Below are 21,297 nucleotides of genomic sequence, written 5' to 3'. Positions count from 1 at the left end.
TGGGATTTTGTCAACAATCTGAAAGCCGCAGACAATATCTGCGGCTTTTTGCTTTCCGTTCGCAGAGATCACACCTCGCGGCCGCTCTGCTTTTTTCTGAAGCGGGGGCTTACTTGGTTGCGTTTTCTGTCTCTGTATAGAATAAATCCGCCTAATAAATAAAGGCCGCCTGCGAAGCATATGAACCCCGCCAGCCCCTGAAGCCAAAGGATCTGAAACGGGCTGATCAAAACGCCGAAAACAGTGTCGCGCATCAATTTAATTCCGAGAGCAGCCAGGCCTCCCGGTATCAGCAAAACGAGCAGTGCGATCATTCTCCCCATACACGAATCCCCTTACCAAAGATTTACCTTTATTGTCTATTTGAAAAAAAAGTTTGTCAAGAAAGGAAAACATGATAACATAGATGTTGTGCAAATTGTTGCAAGTGAACGTGATAGTGTGCAAAATTTTTCATACAAAGGGGTAAAGGGATGATGCAAAAAGTACTGATCGTTGGTGCTGGAAAAGGGGGGACCGCTCTCTTGGATGTGCTGCTGAAAACAAAGACGATGCATATCGAGGCGGTCATCGATAAAAATCCGGAAGCTCCCGGGCTTTTCATCGCGCAAAAAAACGATATCGAAACGGCGCTCGATTGGGCACCGTACATCACAGAACAGATCGATATCATCATTGAAACGACCGGAGACGCCGGCGTATTAAAGCAACTGATGCGAAAAAAGCACGACAGTACGATCGTGGTGCCGGGATCGCTCGCTTATATCATCTCTCAGCTGATGAACGAAAAGCAGCAGCTCATCCAAATGTTAAAAGAGCAGACGTATAAACACGACCGTATTTTCAACTCTATGAATGACGGCATGATTTTTATCGACATTAACGAAGAGATCATTTTGTTTAACAAAATGGCGGAAGTGATGACCGGGACAAAGCGCACTGAAGCGATCGGCCAGCATATTCAAAGCGTGATCCCGACGACGAAGCTGCCGCGCATTCTCAATACGAGAGAGCCTGAGTATCATCAAAAACAATTTCTCCATCCGAACAGGCAGATCGTCACGACCAGAATTCCGATTATCGATGACGGAGGGACGCTGCTCGGGGCGCTTAGCATATTTAAGGACATTACCGATGCGGTCGAGCTGGCTGAAGAGGTGACCAACCTGAAGGAAGTCAGAACGATGCTTGAAGCGATCATTCAATCTTCGGATGAAGCGATATCGGTCGTTGATGAAAACGGAAACGGGATGATGATCAACAGGGCGTATACAAAGATGACGGGCCTGACAAAAGACCAGGTGATCGGGAAGCCGGCCAATACCGACATATCCGAAGGTGAAAGCATGCATTTGAAAGTGCTTGAAACGAGGCGCCCTGTCAGAGGGGTCAGAATGAAAGTCGGCCCCAATAAAAAAGAAGTGATCGTCAATGTCGCGCCGATTATCGTTGACGGTATTTTAAAAGGGAGCGTCGGTGTTATTCACGATGTATCTGAAATTCAATCGCTCACAAACGAGCTGAACAGAGCGCGCCAGATTATCCGTACACTCGAGGCGAAATATACATTTGCCGACATCATCGGTTCAAGCGAGCAGATGCTCGTCGCGCTGGAGCAGGCGAAATTGGGGGCGAAGACCCCTGCGACGATTTTGCTGAGAGGCGAATCGGGAACGGGGAAAGAGCTTTTTGCCCATGCCATACATAACGAAAGTGACCGAAAGTATAATAAGTTTGTTCGCGTCAATTGTGCGGCCATTTCGGAATCACTGCTTGAATCAGAGCTGTTCGGCTATGAAGAAGGCGCTTTTTCAGGCGCGCGCCGCGGCGGCAAAAAAGGATTTTTTGAAGAGGCGAACAACGGCAGCATTTTCTTGGATGAAATCGGAGAGCTCACGCAAAACACACAAGCGAAGCTCCTCCGCGTTCTTCAGGAAAAAGAAATTGTCAGAGTCGGCGGGACCAAACCGATTTCTGTGAACGTCCGGGTCATCGCAGCGACAAACGTCAATATTGAAAAAGCGCTCGCTGAGGGCAGGTTTCGCGAAGACTTGTACTACCGGATCAATCGCTATCCGATATCAATTCCGCCGCTCAGGCAGCGGAAAGAGGATATCGAAGCCTTGAGCAGGCATTTGATTGGGAAGATCAATCAAGAATACGGACGCAATGTAAAGGGGCTCACGAAAAACGCACTCAAATCGTTAAAAGCACGGAAGTGGCCGGGGAATGTCAGAGAGCTTGAAAATGTCCTTGAGCGGGCGATGATCTTTTTAAAACCGCAAATGGAATGGATTGATCTCGAACACCTGCCTGAAGCAGACCGTCCGAAAAAAAAGGTGGAAGCCGGAGCAGCTTTCCCTGAGATTGAAGAGGAAAAGCTGTCTGATGCGGTTGAACGGTTTGAAGCTCATGTCATAAAAGAAACGCTTGAAAAGCATCAATACAACAGAACGAAAACGGCGAAAGCGCTTGGAATCAGTATCCGCAATCTCTATTACAAAATGGATAAATACAATCTTGCAAAAGATAGCATGCAATAAATTGCAAAACGAGTGCAAAATCATGCAAACTGTAAAACAGGATCACAGTACCGAACCGCTTTTTTATACTGGCACGAAACTTGCATGATATAGTGGGCGGATGTTTGCTAAGAAAGGTGGGTACTATGAAGCTGAAACAATTATTGCAAAAAGCGGCGGAGCTTGACAATAAAACGGTCGCCGTCGCACATGCAGAAGATGACGAAGTGCTGCAAGCAGTCAAACTTGCGGTCGACAAACAATTTGCCCGGTTCTTGCTGATTGGGCACAGAGAAAAGATCAGGCATATGATGACAGAACAGAACATTTCAAAACGGCACGTGGATATCATTCATTCGGAATCGCCGGCGGATTCGGCGAGAATTGCCGTTCAAGCTGTCAAAAGCGGCAATGCTGATGTTCTCATGAAGGGGAATGTCCCGACAGCCGTGCTATTAAAAGCCGTTTTGAATAAAGAGTACGGGCTCCGTTCCTCGCATGTACTGTCACATGTAGCAGCTTTTGAAGTCAGCGGGTTTGAGAGGCTGATTTATGTAACAGATGCGGCAATGAATATCAGCCCCAAGCTTGATGAGCTGAAACAAATTTTAGAAAACGCAGTCGGCGTGGCGAGAGCGGTCGGCGTGCAAATGCCGAAAGCCGCTTGCCTCGCCGCGGTGGAAACGGTGAATCCCGCAATGGAAGCGACATTAAATGCAGCTGCCTTGACGCAGATGAATCATCGGGGCCAAATCAAAAATTGCATCGTTGACGGGCCTCTTGCTTTGGATAACGCGATCTCACCGCTTGCCGCCCGGCATAAAAACATTTCTGGAATCGTTGCGGGCGAGGCTGACATCCTGCTTGTTCCTTCAATTGAAACAGGCAATGTCCTTTACAAATCATTGATTCATTTTGCGGGTGCGAAAGTGGGAGCCATTTTGGCAGGGGCAAAAGCGCCCATCGCCTTGACAAGCAGGGCCGATTCCGCAGAAAACAAGCTGTATTCGATTGCTTTGGCGCTGTGTACGTCTGAAGCACGACAAGAGGAGGAATAAAAAATGGAACTATTTCGATATATGGAACAGTATGACTATGAGCAATTGGTATTTTGCCAAGATAAACAGTCCGGATTAAAAGCGATCATCGCGATTCATGATACGACGCTCGGGCCGGCTCTCGGCGGCACGAGAATGTGGACATATGAAAGTGAAGAAGCCGCAATTGAAGATGCGCTGCGCCTTGCGCGGGGAATGACCTATAAAAACGCGGCGGCCGGACTGAACCTCGGAGGAGGCAAAACCGTTATTATCGGCGATCCGCGCAAAGATAAAAACGAAGAAATGTTCCGCGCTTTCGGCCGTTACATTCAAGGGCTGAACGGCAGATACATCACCGCGGAAGACGTCGGTACAACCGTTGAAGATATGGACATCATTCATGACGAAACTGATTTTGTTACAGGCATTTCGCCTGCTTTCGGTTCATCTGGCAATCCTTCCCCGGTAACGGCTTACGGGGTATATAAAGGGATGAAGGCTGCGGCAAAAGAGGCCTTCGGGACAGATTCGCTTGAAGGAAAAACCGTTGCTGTCCAAGGGGTCGGAAACGTGGCATACAATCTGTGCCGTCATCTCCACGAAGAAGGCGCGAAACTGATCGTGACCGACATCAATAAAGAAGCGGTCGAACGCGCAGTCGCCGAATTCGGCGCCCGTGCCGTCGATCCGGATGATATTTATTCACAGGAGTGCGATATATATGCACCGTGTGCTCTGGGAGCGACAATCAACGATGATACGATTCCGCAGCTGAAAGCCAAAGTGATTGCCGGGGCAGCCAACAATCAGCTGAAAGAAACGCGCCACGGGGATCAAATCCACGACATGGGTATCGTTTATGCCCCTGACTATGTCATCAATGCCGGCGGCGTCATCAATGTCGCTGACGAGCTTTACGGCTATAATTCAGAGCGCGCGCTGAAAAAAGTCGAAGGCATCTACGGAAATATTGAACGCGTCCTTGAAATTTCAAAACGCGACCGCATTCCGACATACTTGGCCGCAGACCGCCTGGCGGAAGAGCGTATTGAGCGCATGCGCCAATCGAGAAGTCAATTTTTGCAAAACGGCCATCACATTTTAAGCAGGCGTTAAGATCATAACCCCTATTCGCTACTGGAGGTTTTATATCAATGCAGGTACAGGAAAAACGTATTCTCGTCATCAATCCGGGATCAACATCTACAAAGATCGGCGTTTTTCATGATGACCGTTCGATTTTCGAAAAATCAATCCGTCATGACGAGGCTGAGTTACAGCAATACCAAACCATTATTGATCAATATTCGTTCAGAAAACAGGCGATACTCGAAACCCTGCATGAACAGGGAATCAATATTTCTAAATTGGCTGCCGTTTGCGCCCGGGGAGGGCTACTCAGACCGATTGAAGGCGGCACTTACGAAGTCAACGATGCGATGATCACCGATTTGAAGAACGGATATGCGGGGCAGCATGCATCAAATCTCGGGGGTATCATCGCCAGGGAGATTGCCGACGGATTAAATATTCCCGCTTTTATCGTCGACCCCGTTGTTGTGGATGAAATGGCCCCTATCGCAAAAATTTCCGGCACGCCGGCCATTGAAAGGCGCAGTATTTTTCACGCGCTCAACCAAAAAGCTGTCGCGAGGAAAGCGGCCTGGCAGTTTGGAAAGCGGTATGAAGATATGAAAATGATCATCACCCACATGGGAGGCGGCATTACGACCGGCGTTCATTGCCACGGTCGGGTGATCGATGTCAACAACGGCCTCCACGGAGAAGGTCCGCTCAGTCCGGAGCGGGCCGGAACCATTCCTGCGGGTGATCTGATCGAAATGGCCTTCTCCGGCAAGTATACGAAAGGCGAGCTGATGAAAATGCTAGTCGGCGGCGGAGGCCTCGCCGGCTATCTCGGCACGACGGATGCGGTTAAAGTTGAGAAAATGATCAAGGAAGGCGATCAAAAGGCTGCGCTCATCTATGAAGCGATGGCTTATCAAATCGCCAAAGAAATCGGGGCGGCCAGCGCCGTCTTAAAAGGCGAAGTCGATGTCATTATTTTGACAGGCGGACTGGCGTACGGAAAATCGTTTGTTACCTCGATCAGACAATACATAGACTGGATTTCGGATGTCGTCGTCTTTCCGGGAGAAAATGAGCTTCAAGCATTGGCTGAAGGTGCATTTCGCGTATTGAACGGCGAAGAAGAGGCGAAACAGTATCCGAACCAGAGGAGGGAAAGTCATGGCAACTGAATACGATCTCGTGATTCTTGGAGGGGGCACAGGCGGCTATGTGGCTGCCATCAGAGCTTCGCAGCTGGGGCTGAAAACAGCCGTCGTTGAAAAGCGGAAACTCGGCGGCACGTGCCTTCATAAAGGCTGCATCCCGTCGAAAGCGCTCCTAAGAAGCGCGGAAGTTTACAGGACAGCAAAAAAGGCGGACGAATTCGGAGTGGTCATTTCTGAAGTCGGCCTGCGGTTTTCTCAAGTTCAAAGCAGAAAACAAAAAATAATTGACCAGCTGCACAACGGTGTCAAACACTTGATGAAAAAAGGAAAGATTGATGTTTACGAAGGAATCGGACGGATTCTCGGGCCGTCGATTTTTTCCCCGATGCCGGGGACGGTTTCCGTTGAGATGGCAAACGGAGATGAGAATGAGATGCTCATACCGAAAAACGTCATCATCGCCACAGGCTCAAGGCCCAGGTCGCTGCCGGGGCTTGAGCTTGACGGGGAAAACGTGCTGTCATCCGACGAAGCGCTTGAACTTGAGCAGCTTCCGGCTTCCATGCTGATTGTCGGAGGAGGTGTCATCGGAATCGAGTGGGCTTCCATGCTGTGCGATTTCGGTGTTGACGTGACCGTCATTGAGTATGCAGACCGGATTTTGCCGACTGAAGATGCCGATATTTCTAAAGAAATGCAGACGCAGCTGGCGAAAAAAGGCATCACCATCATCACGGGAGCGAAAGTGCTGCCCGACACATTGGCGAAAGGCGATACGGTCAGCATTCAAGCGGAAAAAGACGGAGAAAAACAGACCTATTCCGCTGAGAAAATGCTCGTATCTGTCGGAAGGCAGGCAAATGTTGAAGGGATCGGTCTGGAAAACACAGATATCCAAGTGGAAAACGGCTTTATCGCGACAAACAGCATGTACCAGACAAAAGAATCCCACATCTATGCGATCGGAGATGTGATCGGCGGCCTTCAGCTTGCACATGCTGCTTCCCATGAAGGGATTACGGCTGTTGAGCACATTGCTGGCGAGAATCCGCACGACATCGACTATTCGCTTGTCTCAAAATGCATCTATTCAAGTCCTGAAGCCGCATCGGTCGGCTTGACAGAGGATGAGGCGAAGGCACAGGGCAAAAGCGTCAAAGTAGGCAAATTTCCGTTTCAGGCGATTGGCAAAGCGCTCGTGTACGGTGAGACGGACGGCTTTGTCAAAATCGTCGCCGATCGCGAATCAGATGATATTTTGGGCGTTCACATGATCGGCCCGCATGTGACAGACATGATATCTGAAGCCGGTCTGGCAAAGGTGCTTGACGCCACCCCGTGGGAAGTCGGACAAACGATCCATCCGCATCCGACGCTGTCGGAGGCGATCGGAGAAGCCGCCCTTGCCGTAGATGGAAAGGCGATTCATTTTTAGAAAGCATGAAGGAGTGAAAAAAATGGGCAATAACCGTCATGAAGCAGTTGGATTAACAGATGAACAAGCAATCGACATGTACAAAACCATGCTTTTAGCCAGAAAACTTGATGAGCGGATGTGGCTCTTAAACCGTTCAGGCAAAATTCCTTTTGTCATCTCTTGTCAAGGACAGGAAGCCGCCCAGGTCGGAGCGGCATTTGCATTAGACCGTGAGAACGATTATGTGCTTCCATATTACAGAGATATGGGCGTTGTCCTTGCTTTTGGCATGACGGCAAAAGATTTAATGCTGTCGGCGTTTGCAAAAGCCGAGGATCCGAATTCGGGAGGAAAGCAGATGCCGAGCCACTTCGGTCAAAAGAAAAACCGGATCGTCACGGGCTCTTCGCCAGTGACAACGCAAGTTCCGCACGCGGTGGGTGTAGCGCTTGCCGGAAGACTTGAAAAGAAAGACATCGCGACTTTTGTGACGTTCGGTGAAGGCTCTTCAAACCAGGGGGACTTCCATGAAGGGGCGAACTTTGCCGCCGTTCATAAGCTTCCCGTCATTTTCATGTGTGAAAACAATAAATACGCCATTTCGGTTCCTTACGAAAAGCAGGTGGCTTGTGAAAACATTTCCGACCGCGCCGTCGGTTACGGCATGCCCGGCGTGACTGTTGACGGAAATGATCCGCTTGAAGTCTACAAAGCGGTTAAAGAAGCAAGGGAACGTGCCGGAAGAGGCGAAGGTCCGACATTAATCGAAACGATATCATACCGGCTGACCCCGCACTCCAGCGATGATGATGATCGAAGCTACAGAGAGCGCGAAGAGGTGGCGGAGGCGAAGAAAAATGATCCGCTTAACAAATTCGCGCATTACTTAAAAGAAACAGGCCTTCTGGACGACCAGTCTGAGAAGCAAATGTCGGATGAGATCACAACCATCGTCAATGAAGCAACAGATTATGCTGAACATGCACCTTATGCAGATCCGGAAGATGCGCTGCGGCATGTTTATGCGGAGTAAGGGGGAAGAACAATGCCAGTTATGTCATATATAGATGCTGTCACTTTGGCTTTGAAAGAAGAAATGGAAAAGGATTCCCGCGTCTTTGTTTTAGGGGAGGATGTCGGCAAAAAAGGCGGTGTGTTCAAGGCAACAGCCGGTCTTTACGACCAGTTCGGCGAAGAGCGGGTGATGGACACGCCTTTGGCGGAATCCGCAATTGCCGGCGTCGGAATCGGGGCTGCCATGTACGGGATGAGACCGGTCGCCGAAATGCAGTTTGCAGATTTTATCATGCCGGCTGTCAACCAGATTATTTCAGAAGCGGCAAAAATCCGCTACCGCTCCAACAATGACTGGAATTGTCCGATCGTCATCCGCGCACCTTACGGCGGAGGCGTGCACGGCGCGCTGTACCATTCTCAGTCAGTTGAATCCGTATTTGCCAACCAGCCCGGGTTGAAAATCGTCATGCCTTCGACACCTTATGATGTCAAAGGGCTTTTGAAAGCGGCCATCCGCGATGACGACCCTGTCCTGTTCTTCGAGCATAAACGTGCGTACCGGCTGATCAAGGGCGAAGTGCCGAGTGACGACTATGTGCTGCCGATCGGAAAGGCGGATGTGAAGCGGGAAGGCGAAGACATTACCGTCATCACATACGGATTGTGCGTCCATTTCGCCCTTCAGGCTGCCGAGCGGCTTGCCAAAGACGGGATTTCCGCACATATCCTTGATTTAAGAACAGTATATCCGCTCGATCAGGAAGCGATTATTGAAGCGGCTTCCAAAACGGGCAAAGTGCTTCTGATGACCGAGGATACGAAGGAAGGCAGCATTATGAGTGAAGTAGCCGCGATCATTTCAGAGCATTGCCTGTTCGATTTGGATGCGCCGATTAAGCGGTTGGCGGGCCCTGACGTCCCGGCAATGCCGTATGCTCCTACAATGGAAAAATTCTTTATGGTCAATCCGGATAAAGCAGAAGCAGCAATGAGAGAATTGGCCGAGTTTTAATATAGCGAAGGAGGACATATCGTATGGCAGTGGAACAAATGACAATGCCGCAGCTCGGGGAGAGCGTGACGGAGGGAACCATCAGCAAATGGCTTGTCAGCGTCGGAGATCACGTCAACAAATACGATCCGATTGCTGAAGTGATGACGGATAAGGTCAATGCTGAAGTCCCTTCATCGTTCACGGGAACGATTACCGAGCTTGTCGGGAAAGAAGGCGAAACTCTGCAAGTCGGAGACGTCATCTGCAAAGTCGAAACAAACGAAGAAGCGAAACCGGAGGCTGAGGCTGCTTCCAATCTGGATCAAGCGGAAGCGGAGCCGGCCAAACCGGAGGAAAAAGATACATCTCAGAAAAAACGTTATTCCCCGGCGGTGCTGAGACTTGCCGGTGAGCACAACATTGATTTGGAGCAGGTGGAAGGTACCGGTGCCGGCGGACGGATCACCAGAAAAGACATCCAGCGCATCATTGCTTCCGGAGCTGCTCCTCAAGCTGATGCGGCGCCGGAAAAACAGCCGGATACAAATGCCGCGGGAGCGAGTGAGCCCGTCCAAAAGCCGGCGCAAGCCGCCCCTCAAGCTGCACCGCCTCAGAGTGCGGCTGGAGACGTCGAGATTCCTGTGACCGGAATCCGTCATGCGATTGCGACCAATATGGTCAGAAGCAAGCATGAAATCCCTCATGCCTGGACGATGATGGAAGTGGATGTCACAAGTCTTGTGAGCTACCGCAACAAAATAAAGGACGAATTTAAGAAGAAAGAGGGCTTCAGCCTGACCTTTTTCGCGTTCTTTGTCAAAGCGGTCGCACAGGCGCTGAAGGAATTCCCGCAAATGAACAGCATGTGGGCCGGAGATAAAATCATTCAGAAAAAAGACATCAACATCTCAATTGCAGTAGCGACTGACGATGCGCTGTACGTTCCTGTCATCAAGCATGCCGATGAAAAAACAATTAAAGGCATCGCGAGAGAAATCTCCGAACTGGCTCATAAGGTCAGAAGCGGCAAGCTGACGAGCGGGGATATGAGCGGAGGTACGTTCACGGTCAACAATACCGGTTCGTTCGGGTCGGTTCAGTCAATGGGGATCATCAACCATCCACAGGCGGCCATCCTGCAGGTTGAATCGATCGTCAAGCGTCCCGTCGTCATGGAGCATGGCATGATCGCGGTCAGAGATATGGTGAACCTGTGCTTATCCCTCGACCACAGAGTGCTTGACGGCCTCGTTTGCGGCAGATTCCTTGCCCGTGTGAAAGAGATTTTGGAACAAATCGATGATCATACTTCCATTTATTAAAAAAGAAGAGCTGGCCCGTTAAGGGTCAGCTCTTTTCTTTTTCTAAGGGGGCGAGCATGCGGAGATGTCCGTTTAGCACCTCGATTGAAGCCGGCGTTTTTGTGCAGATTTCGCCGTCTGTATCGGCTTCCATTGGGAGGGCGGTTTCAACTTCAACGGTTTGCCCCTGATAATAGGAGAGCTCGCCTGCAAAGGAATCCCATTCGGGATCATCCATTGCAAAAAGTTCTTTCAATGCAGCCAGATTCGTATTCCGGCAGACGAGGATGTCCGCTTTTCCGTCGTTAATGCTCAGCTGCGGAAGGGGGATCTTGTTTGTTCCGATAAATGGTCCGTTCAGCACGACCACCATGACCGCTTCGTCAGTAAACTCTTCTCCGTCGATCGACAGGCGGAAAGAGAAAGGCTCAAGATTGGAGATGGTCCGCAGTGCGCTTGTAAAATAACTGATTCTCCCGAGCAGCGCTTTTTCCGTTTGATTGATATGGGTGGAAGCTTCCGTAATCAATCCGATGCCCCAGAAGTTGAGACAATAATGATCATTTGCTTTTAACACATCGACCGGGACAGGTTTTCCATTGACGAGCGCTTCCGCCGCTTTTTCAATGTTCTGGGGAATGCGGAGCGCCCTCGAAAAGTCGTTACATGTGCCGCCCGGGAGAATGCCGATATCTGGCTTCGTTTGAAGCTGGCTGATGCCGTTAATGCATTCGTGCACCGTTCCGTCACCGCCTAATATAAACAATTGCCCGATATCCTCCCCGATCTTTCGGCAAAATTCGAATGCATCACGTTTCTTTCTCGTCGGTTTTACGATGAGTTCGTCTATAGCCTGTGAAAGAACAGGTACGGCAGCACCCAGTGTTTTTTCAACATTTTTTTGTCCTGCATTTCCGTTGTAAATCAGCATTGCTTTCTTTCGGTTCATAAAGGTGCTCCTTTATTTGATAGAGTCTTTACTTATTTTTCCCCGGGCTGCCCGTGCCATAAACCTGAAGGAACACGAATCGCCTGATTTGCGGTTCGGACGGTTTCAAAGTATCATTAGAACAGATGAGCAAACAGCGCCTTTAGCATCATGCTAAAGGCGGCTAAAAAGGAGAGATCTTAAAGTGAACATGGATTTTAATCTGTTTATGAATGATGTCGTGCGCCAAGCCAGACAGGAAATAACGGCTGCCGGCTACACCGAATTGAAAACGCCTGAAGAGGTCGATGAAGCGCTCACGAAAAAAGGGACTACGCTTGTGATGGTCAACTCCGTCTGCGGCTGTGCAGGGGGAATTGCAAGGCCAGCCGCACATCATGCGGTTCATTACGATAAGCGCCCGGATCATCTCGTCACCGTTTTTGCCGGACAAGACAAAGAAGCGACGGCTCGAGCAAGGGAATATTTTGAAGGATATCCGCCCTCTTCTCCGTCATTCGCTCTTTTAAAAGACGGCAAGATTTTAAAAATGGTCGAACGCCATGAAATTGAAGGCTATGAGCCGATGGCTGTCATCACTAAGCTACAAGGATTGTTTGAAGAATACTGTGAAGAAGTATAAGGTAAAGGAAATACCGCCTGCCAAAACAGTGGCAGGCTTTTTTTGTGTATAAAAATTCTTTTTATATGCAATCAGAAAGATAAAAACACAGGCTTTCAATTGGTATTTAAATGCTTGTTTGAAGGTTTTTCAGTTATTTTTCAAAATGGTATTGCATCTGGCCTAGAAAATGTTTAAAATACATATCAACGAATAAATATTCAAAAAAGGTTCAGGGGGATACACAACATGAAAAAATGGATGTTACTGGTAGTGACAGCATGTCTCACATTTGCATTGACTGCTTGCGGGACGAGCAGCGGTTCTGCTGATAAAAAAACATTGGTGATGGGAACTTCAGCCGATTACCCGCCTTTTGAATCGAAAGACGGAGATAAAATTGTCGGTTTTGATGTTGATCTGGCCAATGCACTGGCTAAAAAAACGGGCCATGAAATCGAAGTGAAAGACATGGACTTCAACGGACTGGTGACCGCTCTTAAAACAAACAAAGTCGACATCGTGCTTTCAGGAATGACGCCGACGCCTAAACGCAAAAAGCAGGTCGATTTTTCAAACGTCTATTATACGGCTCACAACATGATCGTTACAAAAAAATCAAGCGGCATCAAATCGCTTGACGATTTGAAAGGAAAAACGGTCGGCGTGCAGCTTGGCTCCATTCAGGAAGAAAAAGCGAAGGAGCTTACGCCGGATTATAATTTAAAAGTTGAAAACCGCAACCGCATTTCGGATTTAACCGAAGAAATCAAAGCGGGCCGCTTTGACGCAGCAATCATAGAGGATATCGTTGCCGAAAAATATATTAATAAAAATGAAGAACTGGTTGGCTACAATCTGCCGAAAGAACCGGATGAAAAAGCCGGCTCCGCGATCGCCTTCAAAAAGGGAAGCGATTTGACCGAGAAGTTCAACAAAGCGCTTGAAGAAATGGAGAAAAGCGGAGAACTTGAAAAGCTGAAAGAAAAATGGTTCGGCGGAGAAACGAAAAAGTAAGCGTGAAAAGTTCAACTTTTTGTTGAACTTTTTTTTCTAAAGCGATGTGCGCCTCTTTGATGATGAGGCGGGAGAGGGAGAGTCACATGAATTTTCTTGATTTTTCTAGTACAATACCCGAGATGCCTTTCATTTTGGAAGGCTTGGGCGTCACCTTAAAAGTGGTCGCGGCTGCGGCCGTGCTTGGATTTTTGCTGGGGGTTTTGATTACGCTTTTAAAAATCAGTTCGATCAAGCCCCTCGCATGGATTGCCGATTTTTACACTTCCATATTCCGGGGGACACCGCTTGTTCTGCAGCTGATGATCGTCTATTACGGGCTGCCTCAGGTGCTGGGCTTCGATATTGATGCTTACTGGGCGGCCGTCATCGCATTCGGCTTAAATTCCGCCGCTTATGTGTCAGAAATCATCAGAGCCGGAATCAATGCGATCGACAAAGGGCAAAAAGAAGCGGCGATGGCGCTGGGCGTCCCGTATGCAAAGATGATGAAGGATCTCTTGCTGCCGCAGGCCTTTAAAAATATCATGCCAGCGCTGATCAACGAATCGATTACACTGACAAAGGAATCGGCTGTTGTCACCGTCATCGGACTCGGCGATATTATGAGACGAAGCTATCAGGCGGGAGCGGCGATCTACAGCCCGCTTGAGCCGATGCTGTTTGCGGGTCTCATCTACTATGTGCTCGTTTTGATCCTGACGTTTGTCGGCAAAGCGATTGAAAGGAAGCTGAATGTCAATGATTAATGTTCGCAATCTCTCAAAATCTTTCGGAAAGCACGAGGTGCTTAAACATATTTCCGTTTCCTTTGAAAAAGGCGAAGTAGCCGCTGTCATCGGTCCGTCAGGCTCAGGCAAGTCCACGTTTCTGCGTTGCTTAAACATGCTCGAAAAGCCGACGGAGGGCAGCATTTTCATTCAGGATCAAGAGATTACAAGACCGAAAACAAATGTGCTGAAAATCAGAGAGAACATCGGCATGGTCTTTCAGCATTTTCATTTGTTTCCGCATAAAACGGTTCTTGAAAATATTACGTATGCACCTGTCCATGTCAAAAAAGAAAGCAAACAGGCGGCAGCGAAAAAAGCGGAAGAACTGCTTGAGAAAGTGGGGCTTATCGATAAAAAAGATGATTATCCGAACCGTTTATCAGGGGGGCAAAAGCAGCGCGTTGCGATTGCGAGGGCGCTGGCGATGAATCCGGACATCATGCTGTTTGACGAGCCGACATCGGCCCTTGATCCTGAGATGGTCAAAGAAGTGCTTCAGGTGATGCAGGATTTGGCGAAAACCGGGATGACGATGGTGATCGTGACGCACGAAATGGGCTTTGCCAAAGAAGTCGCCGACAGGGTGCTTTTCATGGATGAAGGAACCATTGTCGAAGACGATGATCCTAAAGCGTTTTTTTCTTCTCCAAAATCGAAAAGAGCTCAAGACTTTTTAGAGAAAATACTATAAAATAAGCTGAAGAAGATGCTGATCTTCTTCTTTTTTATTCACTAAGACTAGCAGAAAAGATTGGGGTTAACGATGTTTAAAATAGGTTATCGCACATTAAAAACAGCGCTTGGCACAGCATTGGCCATCTATATCGCACAGCTGCTCGGCCTTCATAATTTTGTGTCGACAGGGATCATCACGATCCTCTGTATTCAAGTGACGAAAAAGCGGTCCCTTCAGGCATCATGGGCCCGGTTTGCGGCATGCATTCTTGCGATCGTTTTTTCATACGCGTTTTTTGAGCTGATCGGCTATCATCCGGCTGTCATCGGTCTGATGCTGCTGTTCTTTATTCCGACAACCGTTCTTCTGAAAATAAAAGAAGGAATCGTCACAAGTTCGGTCATCATTCTTCATCTTTATATGTCAGAAGGGATCACCCTTTCTCTCATTTGGAATGAATGCCTCATCATCATTACGGGAATCGGCGTTGCCCTGCTGATGAATTTGTACATGCCGAGCCTCGATAAAGAGCTCAAACAGTATCAGCAGAAAATCGAAGATAACTTTGCCAAGATTTTTGAAGAAATCGAACGCTATTTGCTGACCGGGGAACAGGACTGGACGGGAAAAGAGATTCCTGAGACGCACCGTTTGATCAATGAAGCGAAGACCCTGGCATACCGTGATGTGGAAAATCACTTTCTCAGGCACGAAAATCTCTATTATCACTACTTTAAAATGAGAGAAAAGCAGTTTGAAATTATCGAAAGGGTCCTGCCGAAAATCACGTCGATTTCGATGACGGTTGAACAGGGGCATATGATCGCAGCGTTTCTTCATGATTTAAGAGGAGCCATCCATCCCGGCAATACGGCTCATAAGTTTTTGAAGCGGCTCGTGAAAATGAGAGAGGAAATTGATGAGATGGAGCTGCCGACGACACGCGAAGAATTTGAAGCGCGCGCTGCTCTTTTCAATTTTCTCGGCGAAATGGAACAGTATCTTGTGATTAAGAGCTACTTTAAAGGAATTAAATCTCCTGCATAACCGCATGAGTTTCTCCTTCATTGGTCAATCTAATGAAACAGGGGGAAACCCGTGCGGTTTTTTCTATTCCTGCGGAAGTCCGGGCTTGAAAAAAAGCAGGCGTTTCTCCGCAAAAAGAGCCGCCTGCTTTCATGATTTGTATTAAAAAATCATGCTGAGTCCGGTAAGCAGAGTCGTCAGCACCATGACGCCAATCATTAAAATAACCATGAACTTGATGAATTTTCGAGACAAGCTTTTCACCTCTGTTTTTTAATCTCCCATTATTTTATACTGCTTTTTTTCATCGGACAAGTTTCGTGTAAGAATCAAATAGAGAAGGGGCAGAACACGATGAATATGTTTGAAAGAGTCGACGATTTAAACAACAGCCGTCAACAAGCTTTGCTTGGGGGCGGGCAGGAACGGATCGACAGGCAGAAGCAAAAAGGCAAGCTCACCGCCAGAGAGAGAATCGATCTTCTGCTTGATGAGGGAACGTTCACTGAGCTGAATGCTTTTGCCAGAAGCCGGCAGTCCGGCGGCCCGTTAGGCGACGGGGTTGTCACGGGATTCGGAAAAATCGACGGGCGGCCCGTTTATCTGTTTTCCCAGGATTTTACCGTCACCGGCGGAGCGCTCGGAGAAATGCACGCCAAAAAAATAGCGGCCGTCATGGATCTTGCCCTCAAAAATAAGGCCCCTTTCATCGGTCTGAACGACTCAGGTGGTGCGAGAATTCAAGAGGGTGTGCTATCATTAGATGGATACGGTCATATTTTTTACCGAAATGTCCTTTGCTCAGGCATCATTCCGCAAATCTCTGTCATTCTCGGCCCTTGTGCGGGCGGCGCGGTTTATTCTCCAGCTTTGACCGACTTCGTTTTCATGAACGAAAAAACCGGACAGATGTTCATTACCGGTCCGAAAGTCATCAAAACGGCGACAGGCGAAGCTGTCAGCTCCGGAGAATTGGGGGGCGCCTATATACATAATTCAATCAGCGGGAATGCCCATTTTTCCGGGGATTCCGATGAGGCCGTCCTCAGTGAGGTGCGCAAGCTCTTGTCCTACATCCCCCAGAATCACGAAGAAAAGCCCCCGGCTAAGGCGAGAAAGGCGAAAGACGATGAGATAAGGCCTGATTTAATGACGATTCTGCCTGAAGACGGTCAGCGGCCGTATGACATCAAACAGATCATCGCGGAAATCGCAGACAGCGGAACATTTTTTGAAGTGCAGCGCCACTTTGCCAAAAACGCGGTGATCGGTTTTGCAAGGATAGCGGGGGAAACGGCGGCGATCGTGGCCAACCAGCCGAAGTATTTAGCCGGAAGCCTCAGCATGGATGCGGCTGACAAAATCGCCCGGTTTATCCGTTTTTGCGATTCCTTTCAGATCCCGATTTTGACTTTGGTGGATTGCCCCGGCTTTCTTCCGGGAATACGCGAAGAGCACGGCGGGGTGATCAGACACGGCGCTAAAATCCTTTACGCGTATGCGGAAGCCGCCGTCTGCAAGGTGACGGTCATTTTAAGAAAAGCATACGGCGGAGCATATGTCGCTTTAAACAGCAAGGCGCTTGGAGCGGATGCCGTGTTTGCTTGGCCGAATGCAGAAATTGCAGTGATGGGCGCCTCGGAAGCTGCGGATGTGCTGTTCGCGAAGGAAATCGAACGGTCGGAAGACCCGCGGGCCGCCCGCGAGGAAAAAATCCGGAAATGCATGCACGCTTCAAGCCCTTTTGCCGCTGCAAGATACGGCATGGTAGACGATATCATCGATCCGAAAGAGACGCGGAAGAAGCTGATCCAAACGTTTGACATGCTGAAGAGCAAAAGAGAAATCCGGCCGGACAAAAAGCATGGAAATATACCGCTTTAAAAATGGAGGGGAAACTAGCATGAATGAAAAACGCCTGTTAGAAGAGTTTTTAGAACTTGTGCAAATTGATTCCGAGACAAAACACGAAGCTGATATTTGCAAGGTGCTGAAAGAAAAATTTGCTGCTCTTGGAATGGATGTCGTGGAGGATGACACCGCGCCAAAAACGGGGCACGGAGCGGGAAACCTCGTGTGCACGCTTCCTGGAACGAAAGAGGCGGACACGATTTACTTTACATCCCACATGGATACCGTCGTGCCCGGAAAAGGCGTGAAGCCGGTCATTGAAGACGGATATGTCAAAACAGACGGCACAACGATTTTGGGAGCTGACGACAAAACAGGCCTTGCAGCGATGCTCGAAGCCGTAAAAGTGCTGAAAGAAAAAAACATTCCGCACGGAACGATCCAGTTTATCATTACGGTCGGCGAAGAATCGGGGCTTGTCGGAGCGAAAGCTTTAGACCGATCGCTGATCAAAGCCGATTACGGATATGCGCTTGATTCCGACGGGAAGGTCGGCAATATTATCGTAGCAGCGCCGACACAGGCGAAAATTAGAGCAACTGTCTACGGAAAAACGGCTCATGCCGGAGTAGAGCCGGAAAAAGGAGTCTCCGCCATCACGATCGCTTCAAAAGCGATTGCCAAAATGCCGCTTGGCCGCATCGACGAGGAGACGACGGCTAATATCGGCCGCTTTGAGGGCGGAACGCAAACCAATATCGTCTGCGATCAGGTCGACATTCTCGCTGAAGCCCGTTCGCTTGTTCCGGAAAAAATGGAAAAGCAGACCGAAAAAATGAAGCAGGCGTTTGAAGCAGCCGCCGCTGAAATGGGTGGCAGAGCCGAGGTGGAAATCGAAGTCATGTACCCGGGCTTTAAATACAAAGACGGGGATCTCGTCGTTGAAATCGCCAAAAAAGCCGCCGGGAAAATCGGCCGTCCGTACGAGCTATTGACGAGCGGCGGAGGAAGCGATGCGAACGTCATCGCAGGACACGGCATTCCGACTGTCAACCTTGCAGTCGGATATGAACAAATCCATACGAAAAACGAAAAAATGCCGATTGAGGAACTTGTCAAAACTGCAGAAATGGTTGTTTCCATTATTGAGGAAGTAGCAAACCCGTCATAAAGGCGGGTTTTTACAGGGACCGTTTCAGCTCGAGCCGATGGTTTCAGCGGAAACGGTCACACTACCTGAAGTCGCGATCGAGAAGATGGAAGGGAAACGCAAAAAAGCTTGCGCCTTTAAAGGCGCAAGCTTTTTTATTTTGTAGCCGATTCAGCAGGCTGAATGGCTTTTTTGTTTTTTTGGTAAACTTGATGAAGAACGACGGATTGAATCGTCAGAAGCAGTCCGCTTGTCAGCCAGTACAGCGGCAGGGCTGCAGGGACGTTGATCGAAAAGATCGTCATCATCACAGGGAAAAAGAAGCCCATGATTTTGGCGGACTGCTGAGCCGCCGGATTTGTTTGGGCGTTCTGTGCGTTCAGCTTTTGAGACACATAGAACTGGATAAAATACATGAACCCGGCGCATAAAGATACGATAATATCCGAATGCCCGAGGTTAAACCAGAGAAAAGAGTGTGAAGCAATTTCGGGCGTCGAGCGGATCGCATAATAAAAACCGATCAGGATCGGAAACTGAATCAGCATCGGCAGGCAGCCCATCGCCAGCGGATTGATGTTATGCTTTTGGTAAAGCTGCATCATCTCCTGCTGAATTTCCCTCTGCTTCACAGGATCTTTCGTCTTTTTTAGCTTGCTTTGAATCGCATCCAGCTCAGGTTTGACAAGCGCCATTTTTTCCTGCATGGCCCGCTGTTTTTTATACTGGTTGGCAAACAGCGGAAAGACGAGAACCCGGACGATGATGGTCACAAAAATAATCGACAGTCCGTAGTTTCCGTGGAAAAATCCGGCGATTCCTTTAATCAGCTCTGAAAAAGGCCCCACGACATAGTGTTGGAAGAAGTTGTCGCTTCCTCCGGTACTGCCGGTGGCTGCCGAAGCTTGTTCACCTATAAACATGGTCATGATCAAAAACATTGCAGTCGCAAACAATTGTTTTAATTTCGTGTTCAACACGTTCTCCTCCTTCTGAATAAAAGGGCCCGTCTGCCGGACACCTTTTCCCGTTTAAATTGAAAGAAGAAGGGAACGGTGGTCTTCATCGTCGTTCGATGAAGCTTTCATGCGAATGACTTTACTTATCCATACCGTAATGCGATGATATAGGATGATAAGAAAATCGATTGCAGAAACAAACTGTATTGCATGATATTCTTCAAACCGTTTCGTTTTCCAGCTGTCGCCCGTACTGCAGTCCTTTAGGATGAGGGCGATACCGATCGCCGTCAGTGCGGGAAGGACGATTGTGAAAAACTCAAACAGTAAAAAAGCATCGTTGAAAGATTCAAGAATCATCTATTATCACTTCCGTTTCATTTAACATCTTACTATATGAATGCCGGGATGTCTAATTTGAGTACCAGGAGGGAGCCGTTTTGTCTGCTGATAAACAAAAGGGAAGAGTCATCTTTCATATCGATATGAACAGCTTTTACGCGTCTGTTGAAATGGCGTATGACCCTTCGCTGAAAGGCAGGCCGCTCGCCATCGCGGGAAATGCAAAGGAGCGGAAAGGCATCGTCGTCACGTGCAGCTACGAGGCGAGAGCACGCGGCGTAAAACCGCCTATGCCGCTTTGGGAAGCGAAGCGGCTCTGCCCCGAGCTGATCGTCAAGCCGCCGAATTTCGACCGCTACAGAAGCTCTTCAAGAGAAATGTTTCAAGTGCTCAGGGAGTATACGGACCTTGTCGAGCCTGTTTCTATTGATGAAGGGTACATGGATTTAACGGACACGCCATACAGAAATCGGGCATATGAAACGGCGAAGGAAATTCAAGAGCGCCTTCAAGAAGAACTGCTTCTTCCGTCAAGCATCGGGATCGCTCCGAATAAATTCCTGGCCAAAATGGCTTCGGATATGAAAAAACCGCTCGGCATTACGATATTGAGAAAGCGCGAAGTGCCCCGGATTCTTTGGCCCATGGACATCAGCGAGATGTACGGAGTCGGCCGGAAAACCGCTGAAAAGCTCAAGACGCTTGATATCGGCAAGATCGGCGATTTGGCTGCCGCAGATGAGTATGCTTTAAAGCGCCTCCTAGGTATCAACGGCCCCCGTTTAAAAAGGAGGGCAAACGGCATCGACACCGGAGAGGTGAATCCCGACAGGATATACGAATTCAAAAGCGTCGGCAATTCCTCGACTCTCCCGTATGACAGCACAGATGAGAAGGAATTGTGCGGCCTGATTGACAAGCTTTCCGTCTCAGTAAGCGACAGGCTGAAGCGAAAAGAGGTCATGGCAGCAAAAGTTTTCATCATGATCCGCTTTGCGGATTGGACAAACATAACCAGAAGCAAGACCCTTCTGAATCCGACCGATTCAAGAGAAGATATTGCGAAGGAAGCGAAAGCCCTTTTCAGGCAGCATTGGCACGGAAGCCCTGTCAGACTTTTAGGCGTGACGGGAACAGACCTCGTCAATCGGAAGGAAGCCGTCAAACAGCTTGATTTATTTTCGTTTCATGAGGATGCCAAAGATGAGCCGATCCAAAAAGTGATGGCCGAATTGAATGAAAAATATGGAACAGACCTCATCAAAAAAGGGATCAGGATCGTGAAAAAAGAAAGCAAGACGAGCGGAACAAGCTTTAACAAAGATTTTTTCCAGGACGAGAGACAAGATCAATAGCTTGAAAATGTAGGTCAAAGTGTGGTAATTTCAATTTAAATAAAAATTAAACTAAAATGCTAAACGCTTT

21 protein-coding genes are annotated in these 21,297 nt (G+C 48.6%); 16 read left to right on the top strand and 5 right to left on the bottom strand.

The features are described 5' to 3' along the window. Positions 1-68: 68 nt before the first annotated feature. Positions 69-323, bottom strand: a complete 255-nt coding sequence (locus MHH76_RS13025) for a DUF2627 domain-containing protein (RefSeq protein WP_020452121.1) — start codon at positions 321-323, stop codon at positions 69-71. 153 nt (positions 324-476) lie between these two features. Between MHH76_RS13025 and MHH76_RS13020 the strand changes: the two genes are divergently transcribed. The 8 genes from MHH76_RS13020 (at position 477) to MHH76_RS12985 (ending at position 10,549) form a co-directional block, all read left to right on the top strand. Further along, a complete protein-coding gene (locus MHH76_RS13020) occupies positions 477-2,543 on the top strand; it encodes a sigma-54-dependent Fis family transcriptional regulator (protein WP_023855158.1) in 2,067 nt (688 codons plus the stop codon). Positions 2,544-2,668: 125 nt separating this feature from the next. Continuing rightward, positions 2,669-3,580: a phosphate butyryltransferase gene (gene yqiS / locus MHH76_RS13015; protein WP_023855157.1), complete on the top strand. Its 912-nt coding sequence runs from the start codon at positions 2,669-2,671 to the stop codon at positions 3,578-3,580. A 3-nt stretch (positions 3,581-3,583) separates the two neighbouring features. Next, positions 3,584-4,678 carry a branched-chain amino acid dehydrogenase gene (gene bcd, locus MHH76_RS13010; protein ID WP_020452118.1) on the top strand — a complete coding sequence of 365 codons (1,095 nt, stop codon included), beginning with the start codon at positions 3,584-3,586 and terminating at the stop codon, positions 4,676-4,678. Between the two features lie 38 nt (positions 4,679-4,716). Beyond that, positions 4,717-5,823 (top strand): butyrate kinase, encoded by a 1,107-nt coding sequence (buk, locus tag MHH76_RS13005; protein ID WP_020452117.1) that lies wholly within the window; start codon positions 4,717-4,719, stop codon positions 5,821-5,823. Beyond that, positions 5,813-7,234 (top strand): dihydrolipoyl dehydrogenase, encoded by a 1,422-nt coding sequence (lpdA, locus tag MHH76_RS13000; RefSeq protein ID WP_020452116.1) that lies wholly within the window; start codon positions 5,813-5,815, stop codon positions 7,232-7,234. Before buk ends, lpdA begins: the two co-directional genes overlap by 11 nt. Positions 7,235-7,256: 22 nt before the next feature. Next, positions 7,257-8,249: a thiamine pyrophosphate-dependent dehydrogenase E1 component subunit alpha gene (locus MHH76_RS12995; protein ID WP_020452115.1), complete on the top strand. Its 993-nt coding sequence runs from the start codon at positions 7,257-7,259 to the stop codon at positions 8,247-8,249. A 12-nt stretch (positions 8,250-8,261) separates the two neighbouring features. Continuing rightward, positions 8,262-9,245, top strand: a complete 984-nt coding sequence (locus MHH76_RS12990) for an alpha-ketoacid dehydrogenase subunit beta (protein WP_020452114.1) — start codon at positions 8,262-8,264, stop codon at positions 9,243-9,245. Positions 9,246-9,268: 23 nt separating this feature from the next. Next, positions 9,269-10,549: a dihydrolipoamide acetyltransferase family protein gene (locus MHH76_RS12985; RefSeq protein ID WP_020452113.1), complete on the top strand. Its 1,281-nt coding sequence runs from the start codon at positions 9,269-9,271 to the stop codon at positions 10,547-10,549. 25 nt (positions 10,550-10,574) lie between these two features. Here the strand turns inward: MHH76_RS12985 and MHH76_RS12980 are convergent, their stop codons facing one another. Then, positions 10,575-11,477, bottom strand: a complete 903-nt coding sequence (locus MHH76_RS12980; RefSeq protein WP_020452112.1) for a YegS/Rv2252/BmrU family lipid kinase — start codon at positions 11,475-11,477, stop codon at positions 10,575-10,577. A gap of 184 nt (positions 11,478-11,661) precedes the next feature. Here MHH76_RS12980 and MHH76_RS12975 point away from each other — a divergent pair, with 184 nt between their 5' ends. From MHH76_RS12975 to MHH76_RS12955, 5 genes are all read left to right on the top strand, one after another. Continuing rightward, positions 11,662-12,099 carry a BrxA/BrxB family bacilliredoxin gene (locus MHH76_RS12975; protein ID WP_003183325.1) on the top strand — a complete coding sequence of 146 codons (438 nt, stop codon included), beginning with the start codon at positions 11,662-11,664 and terminating at the stop codon, positions 12,097-12,099. A 228-nt stretch (positions 12,100-12,327) separates the two neighbouring features. After that, positions 12,328-13,095: a transporter substrate-binding domain-containing protein gene (locus MHH76_RS12970; RefSeq protein WP_020452111.1), complete on the top strand. Its 768-nt coding sequence runs from the start codon at positions 12,328-12,330 to the stop codon at positions 13,093-13,095. 86 nt (positions 13,096-13,181) lie between these two features. Continuing rightward, entirely contained in the window at positions 13,182-13,844 is a 663-nt protein-coding gene (locus MHH76_RS12965; protein ID WP_020452110.1) for an amino acid ABC transporter permease, read from the top strand. Next, positions 13,837-14,559: an amino acid ABC transporter ATP-binding protein gene (locus MHH76_RS12960; RefSeq protein WP_041817247.1), complete on the top strand. Its 723-nt coding sequence runs from the start codon at positions 13,837-13,839 to the stop codon at positions 14,557-14,559. Before MHH76_RS12965 ends, MHH76_RS12960 begins: the two co-directional genes overlap by 8 nt. A 72-nt stretch (positions 14,560-14,631) precedes the next feature. Beyond that, positions 14,632-15,591 (top strand): aromatic acid exporter family protein, encoded by a 960-nt coding sequence (locus tag MHH76_RS12955; RefSeq protein ID WP_020452108.1) that lies wholly within the window; start codon positions 14,632-14,634, stop codon positions 15,589-15,591. Between the two features lie 141 nt (positions 15,592-15,732). Here MHH76_RS12955 and prli42 read toward each other — a convergent pair whose 3' ends face one another. Continuing rightward, complete coding sequence (gene prli42, locus MHH76_RS12950; protein ID WP_230368212.1) at positions 15,733-15,834, bottom strand: stressosome-associated protein Prli42; 102 nt, start codon at positions 15,832-15,834, stop codon at positions 15,733-15,735. Positions 15,835-15,924: 90 nt separating this feature from the next. Between prli42 and MHH76_RS12945 the strand changes: the two genes are divergently transcribed. Both MHH76_RS12945 and MHH76_RS12940 read left to right on the top strand, forming a co-directional pair. Then, positions 15,925-17,454, top strand: coding sequence for an acyl-CoA carboxylase subunit beta (locus MHH76_RS12945; protein WP_020452107.1), 1,530 nt, complete (start codon positions 15,925-15,927; stop codon positions 17,452-17,454). 19 nt (positions 17,455-17,473) lie between these two features. Then, the gene (locus MHH76_RS12940) at positions 17,474-18,592 is read left to right on the top strand and encodes a tripeptidase T (RefSeq protein WP_020452106.1); all 1,119 of its coding nucleotides are present in this window, start codon (positions 17,474-17,476) and stop codon (positions 18,590-18,592) included. A 134-nt stretch (positions 18,593-18,726) separates the two neighbouring features. On the opposite strand, the gene MHH76_RS12935 is transcribed toward MHH76_RS12940, so the two are convergent. Next, a complete protein-coding gene (locus tag MHH76_RS12935) occupies positions 18,727-19,551 on the bottom strand; it encodes a membrane protein insertase YidC (RefSeq protein WP_020452105.1) in 825 nt (274 codons plus the stop codon). 51 nt (positions 19,552-19,602) lie between these two features. Then, the gene (locus MHH76_RS12930; protein WP_020452104.1) at positions 19,603-19,890 is read right to left on the bottom strand and encodes a hypothetical protein; all 288 of its coding nucleotides are present in this window, start codon (positions 19,888-19,890) and stop codon (positions 19,603-19,605) included. Between the two features lie 80 nt (positions 19,891-19,970). Here MHH76_RS12930 and MHH76_RS12925 point away from each other — a divergent pair, with 80 nt between their 5' ends. Beyond that, a complete protein-coding gene (locus MHH76_RS12925; protein WP_020452103.1) occupies positions 19,971-21,227 on the top strand; it encodes a DNA polymerase IV in 1,257 nt (418 codons plus the stop codon). The last annotated feature ends 70 nt before the right edge of the window (positions 21,228-21,297 follow it).

The organism is Bacillus sp. FSL L8-0193, assembly GCF_037976065.1.
GTDB lineage: Bacteria > Bacillota > Bacilli > Bacillales > Bacillaceae > Bacillus > Bacillus paralicheniformis.
This window is presented reverse-complemented; position numbering and strand designations above follow the sequence as displayed.

What these genes read in the sequence shown, in the direction of transcription:
- MHH76_RS13025 (WP_020452121.1), bottom strand. Translation starts at nt 323, where the DNA reads ATGGGGAGAATGATCGCACTGCTCGTTTTGCTGATACCGGGAGGCCTG.
- MHH76_RS13020 (WP_023855158.1), top strand. Translation starts at nt 477, where the DNA reads ATGCAAAAAGTACTGATCGTTGGTGCTGGAAAAGGGGGGACCGCTCTC.
- yqiS (WP_023855157.1), top strand. Translation starts at nt 2,669, where the DNA reads ATGAAGCTGAAACAATTATTGCAAAAAGCGGCGGAGCTTGACAATAAA.
- bcd (WP_020452118.1), top strand. Translation starts at nt 3,584, where the DNA reads ATGGAACTATTTCGATATATGGAACAGTATGACTATGAGCAATTGGTA.
- buk (WP_020452117.1), top strand. Translation starts at nt 4,717, where the DNA reads ATGCAGGTACAGGAAAAACGTATTCTCGTCATCAATCCGGGATCAACA.
- lpdA (WP_020452116.1), top strand. Translation starts at nt 5,813, where the DNA reads ATGGCAACTGAATACGATCTCGTGATTCTTGGAGGGGGCACAGGCGGC.
- MHH76_RS12995 (WP_020452115.1), top strand. Translation starts at nt 7,257, where the DNA reads ATGGGCAATAACCGTCATGAAGCAGTTGGATTAACAGATGAACAAGCA.
- MHH76_RS12990 (WP_020452114.1), top strand. Translation starts at nt 8,262, where the DNA reads ATGCCAGTTATGTCATATATAGATGCTGTCACTTTGGCTTTGAAAGAA.
- MHH76_RS12985 (WP_020452113.1), top strand. Translation starts at nt 9,269, where the DNA reads ATGGCAGTGGAACAAATGACAATGCCGCAGCTCGGGGAGAGCGTGACG.
- MHH76_RS12980 (WP_020452112.1), bottom strand. Translation starts at nt 11,477, where the DNA reads ATGAACCGAAAGAAAGCAATGCTGATTTACAACGGAAATGCAGGACAA.
- MHH76_RS12970 (WP_020452111.1), top strand. Translation starts at nt 12,328, where the DNA reads ATGAAAAAATGGATGTTACTGGTAGTGACAGCATGTCTCACATTTGCA.
- MHH76_RS12965 (WP_020452110.1), top strand. Translation starts at nt 13,182, where the DNA reads ATGAATTTTCTTGATTTTTCTAGTACAATACCCGAGATGCCTTTCATT.
- MHH76_RS12960 (WP_041817247.1), top strand. Translation starts at nt 13,837, where the DNA reads ATGATTAATGTTCGCAATCTCTCAAAATCTTTCGGAAAGCACGAGGTG.
- MHH76_RS12955 (WP_020452108.1), top strand. Translation starts at nt 14,632, where the DNA reads ATGTTTAAAATAGGTTATCGCACATTAAAAACAGCGCTTGGCACAGCA.
- MHH76_RS12945 (WP_020452107.1), top strand. Translation starts at nt 15,925, where the DNA reads ATGAATATGTTTGAAAGAGTCGACGATTTAAACAACAGCCGTCAACAA.
- MHH76_RS12940 (WP_020452106.1), top strand. Translation starts at nt 17,474, where the DNA reads ATGAATGAAAAACGCCTGTTAGAAGAGTTTTTAGAACTTGTGCAAATT.
- MHH76_RS12930 (WP_020452104.1), bottom strand. Translation starts at nt 19,890, where the DNA reads ATGATTCTTGAATCTTTCAACGATGCTTTTTTACTGTTTGAGTTTTTC.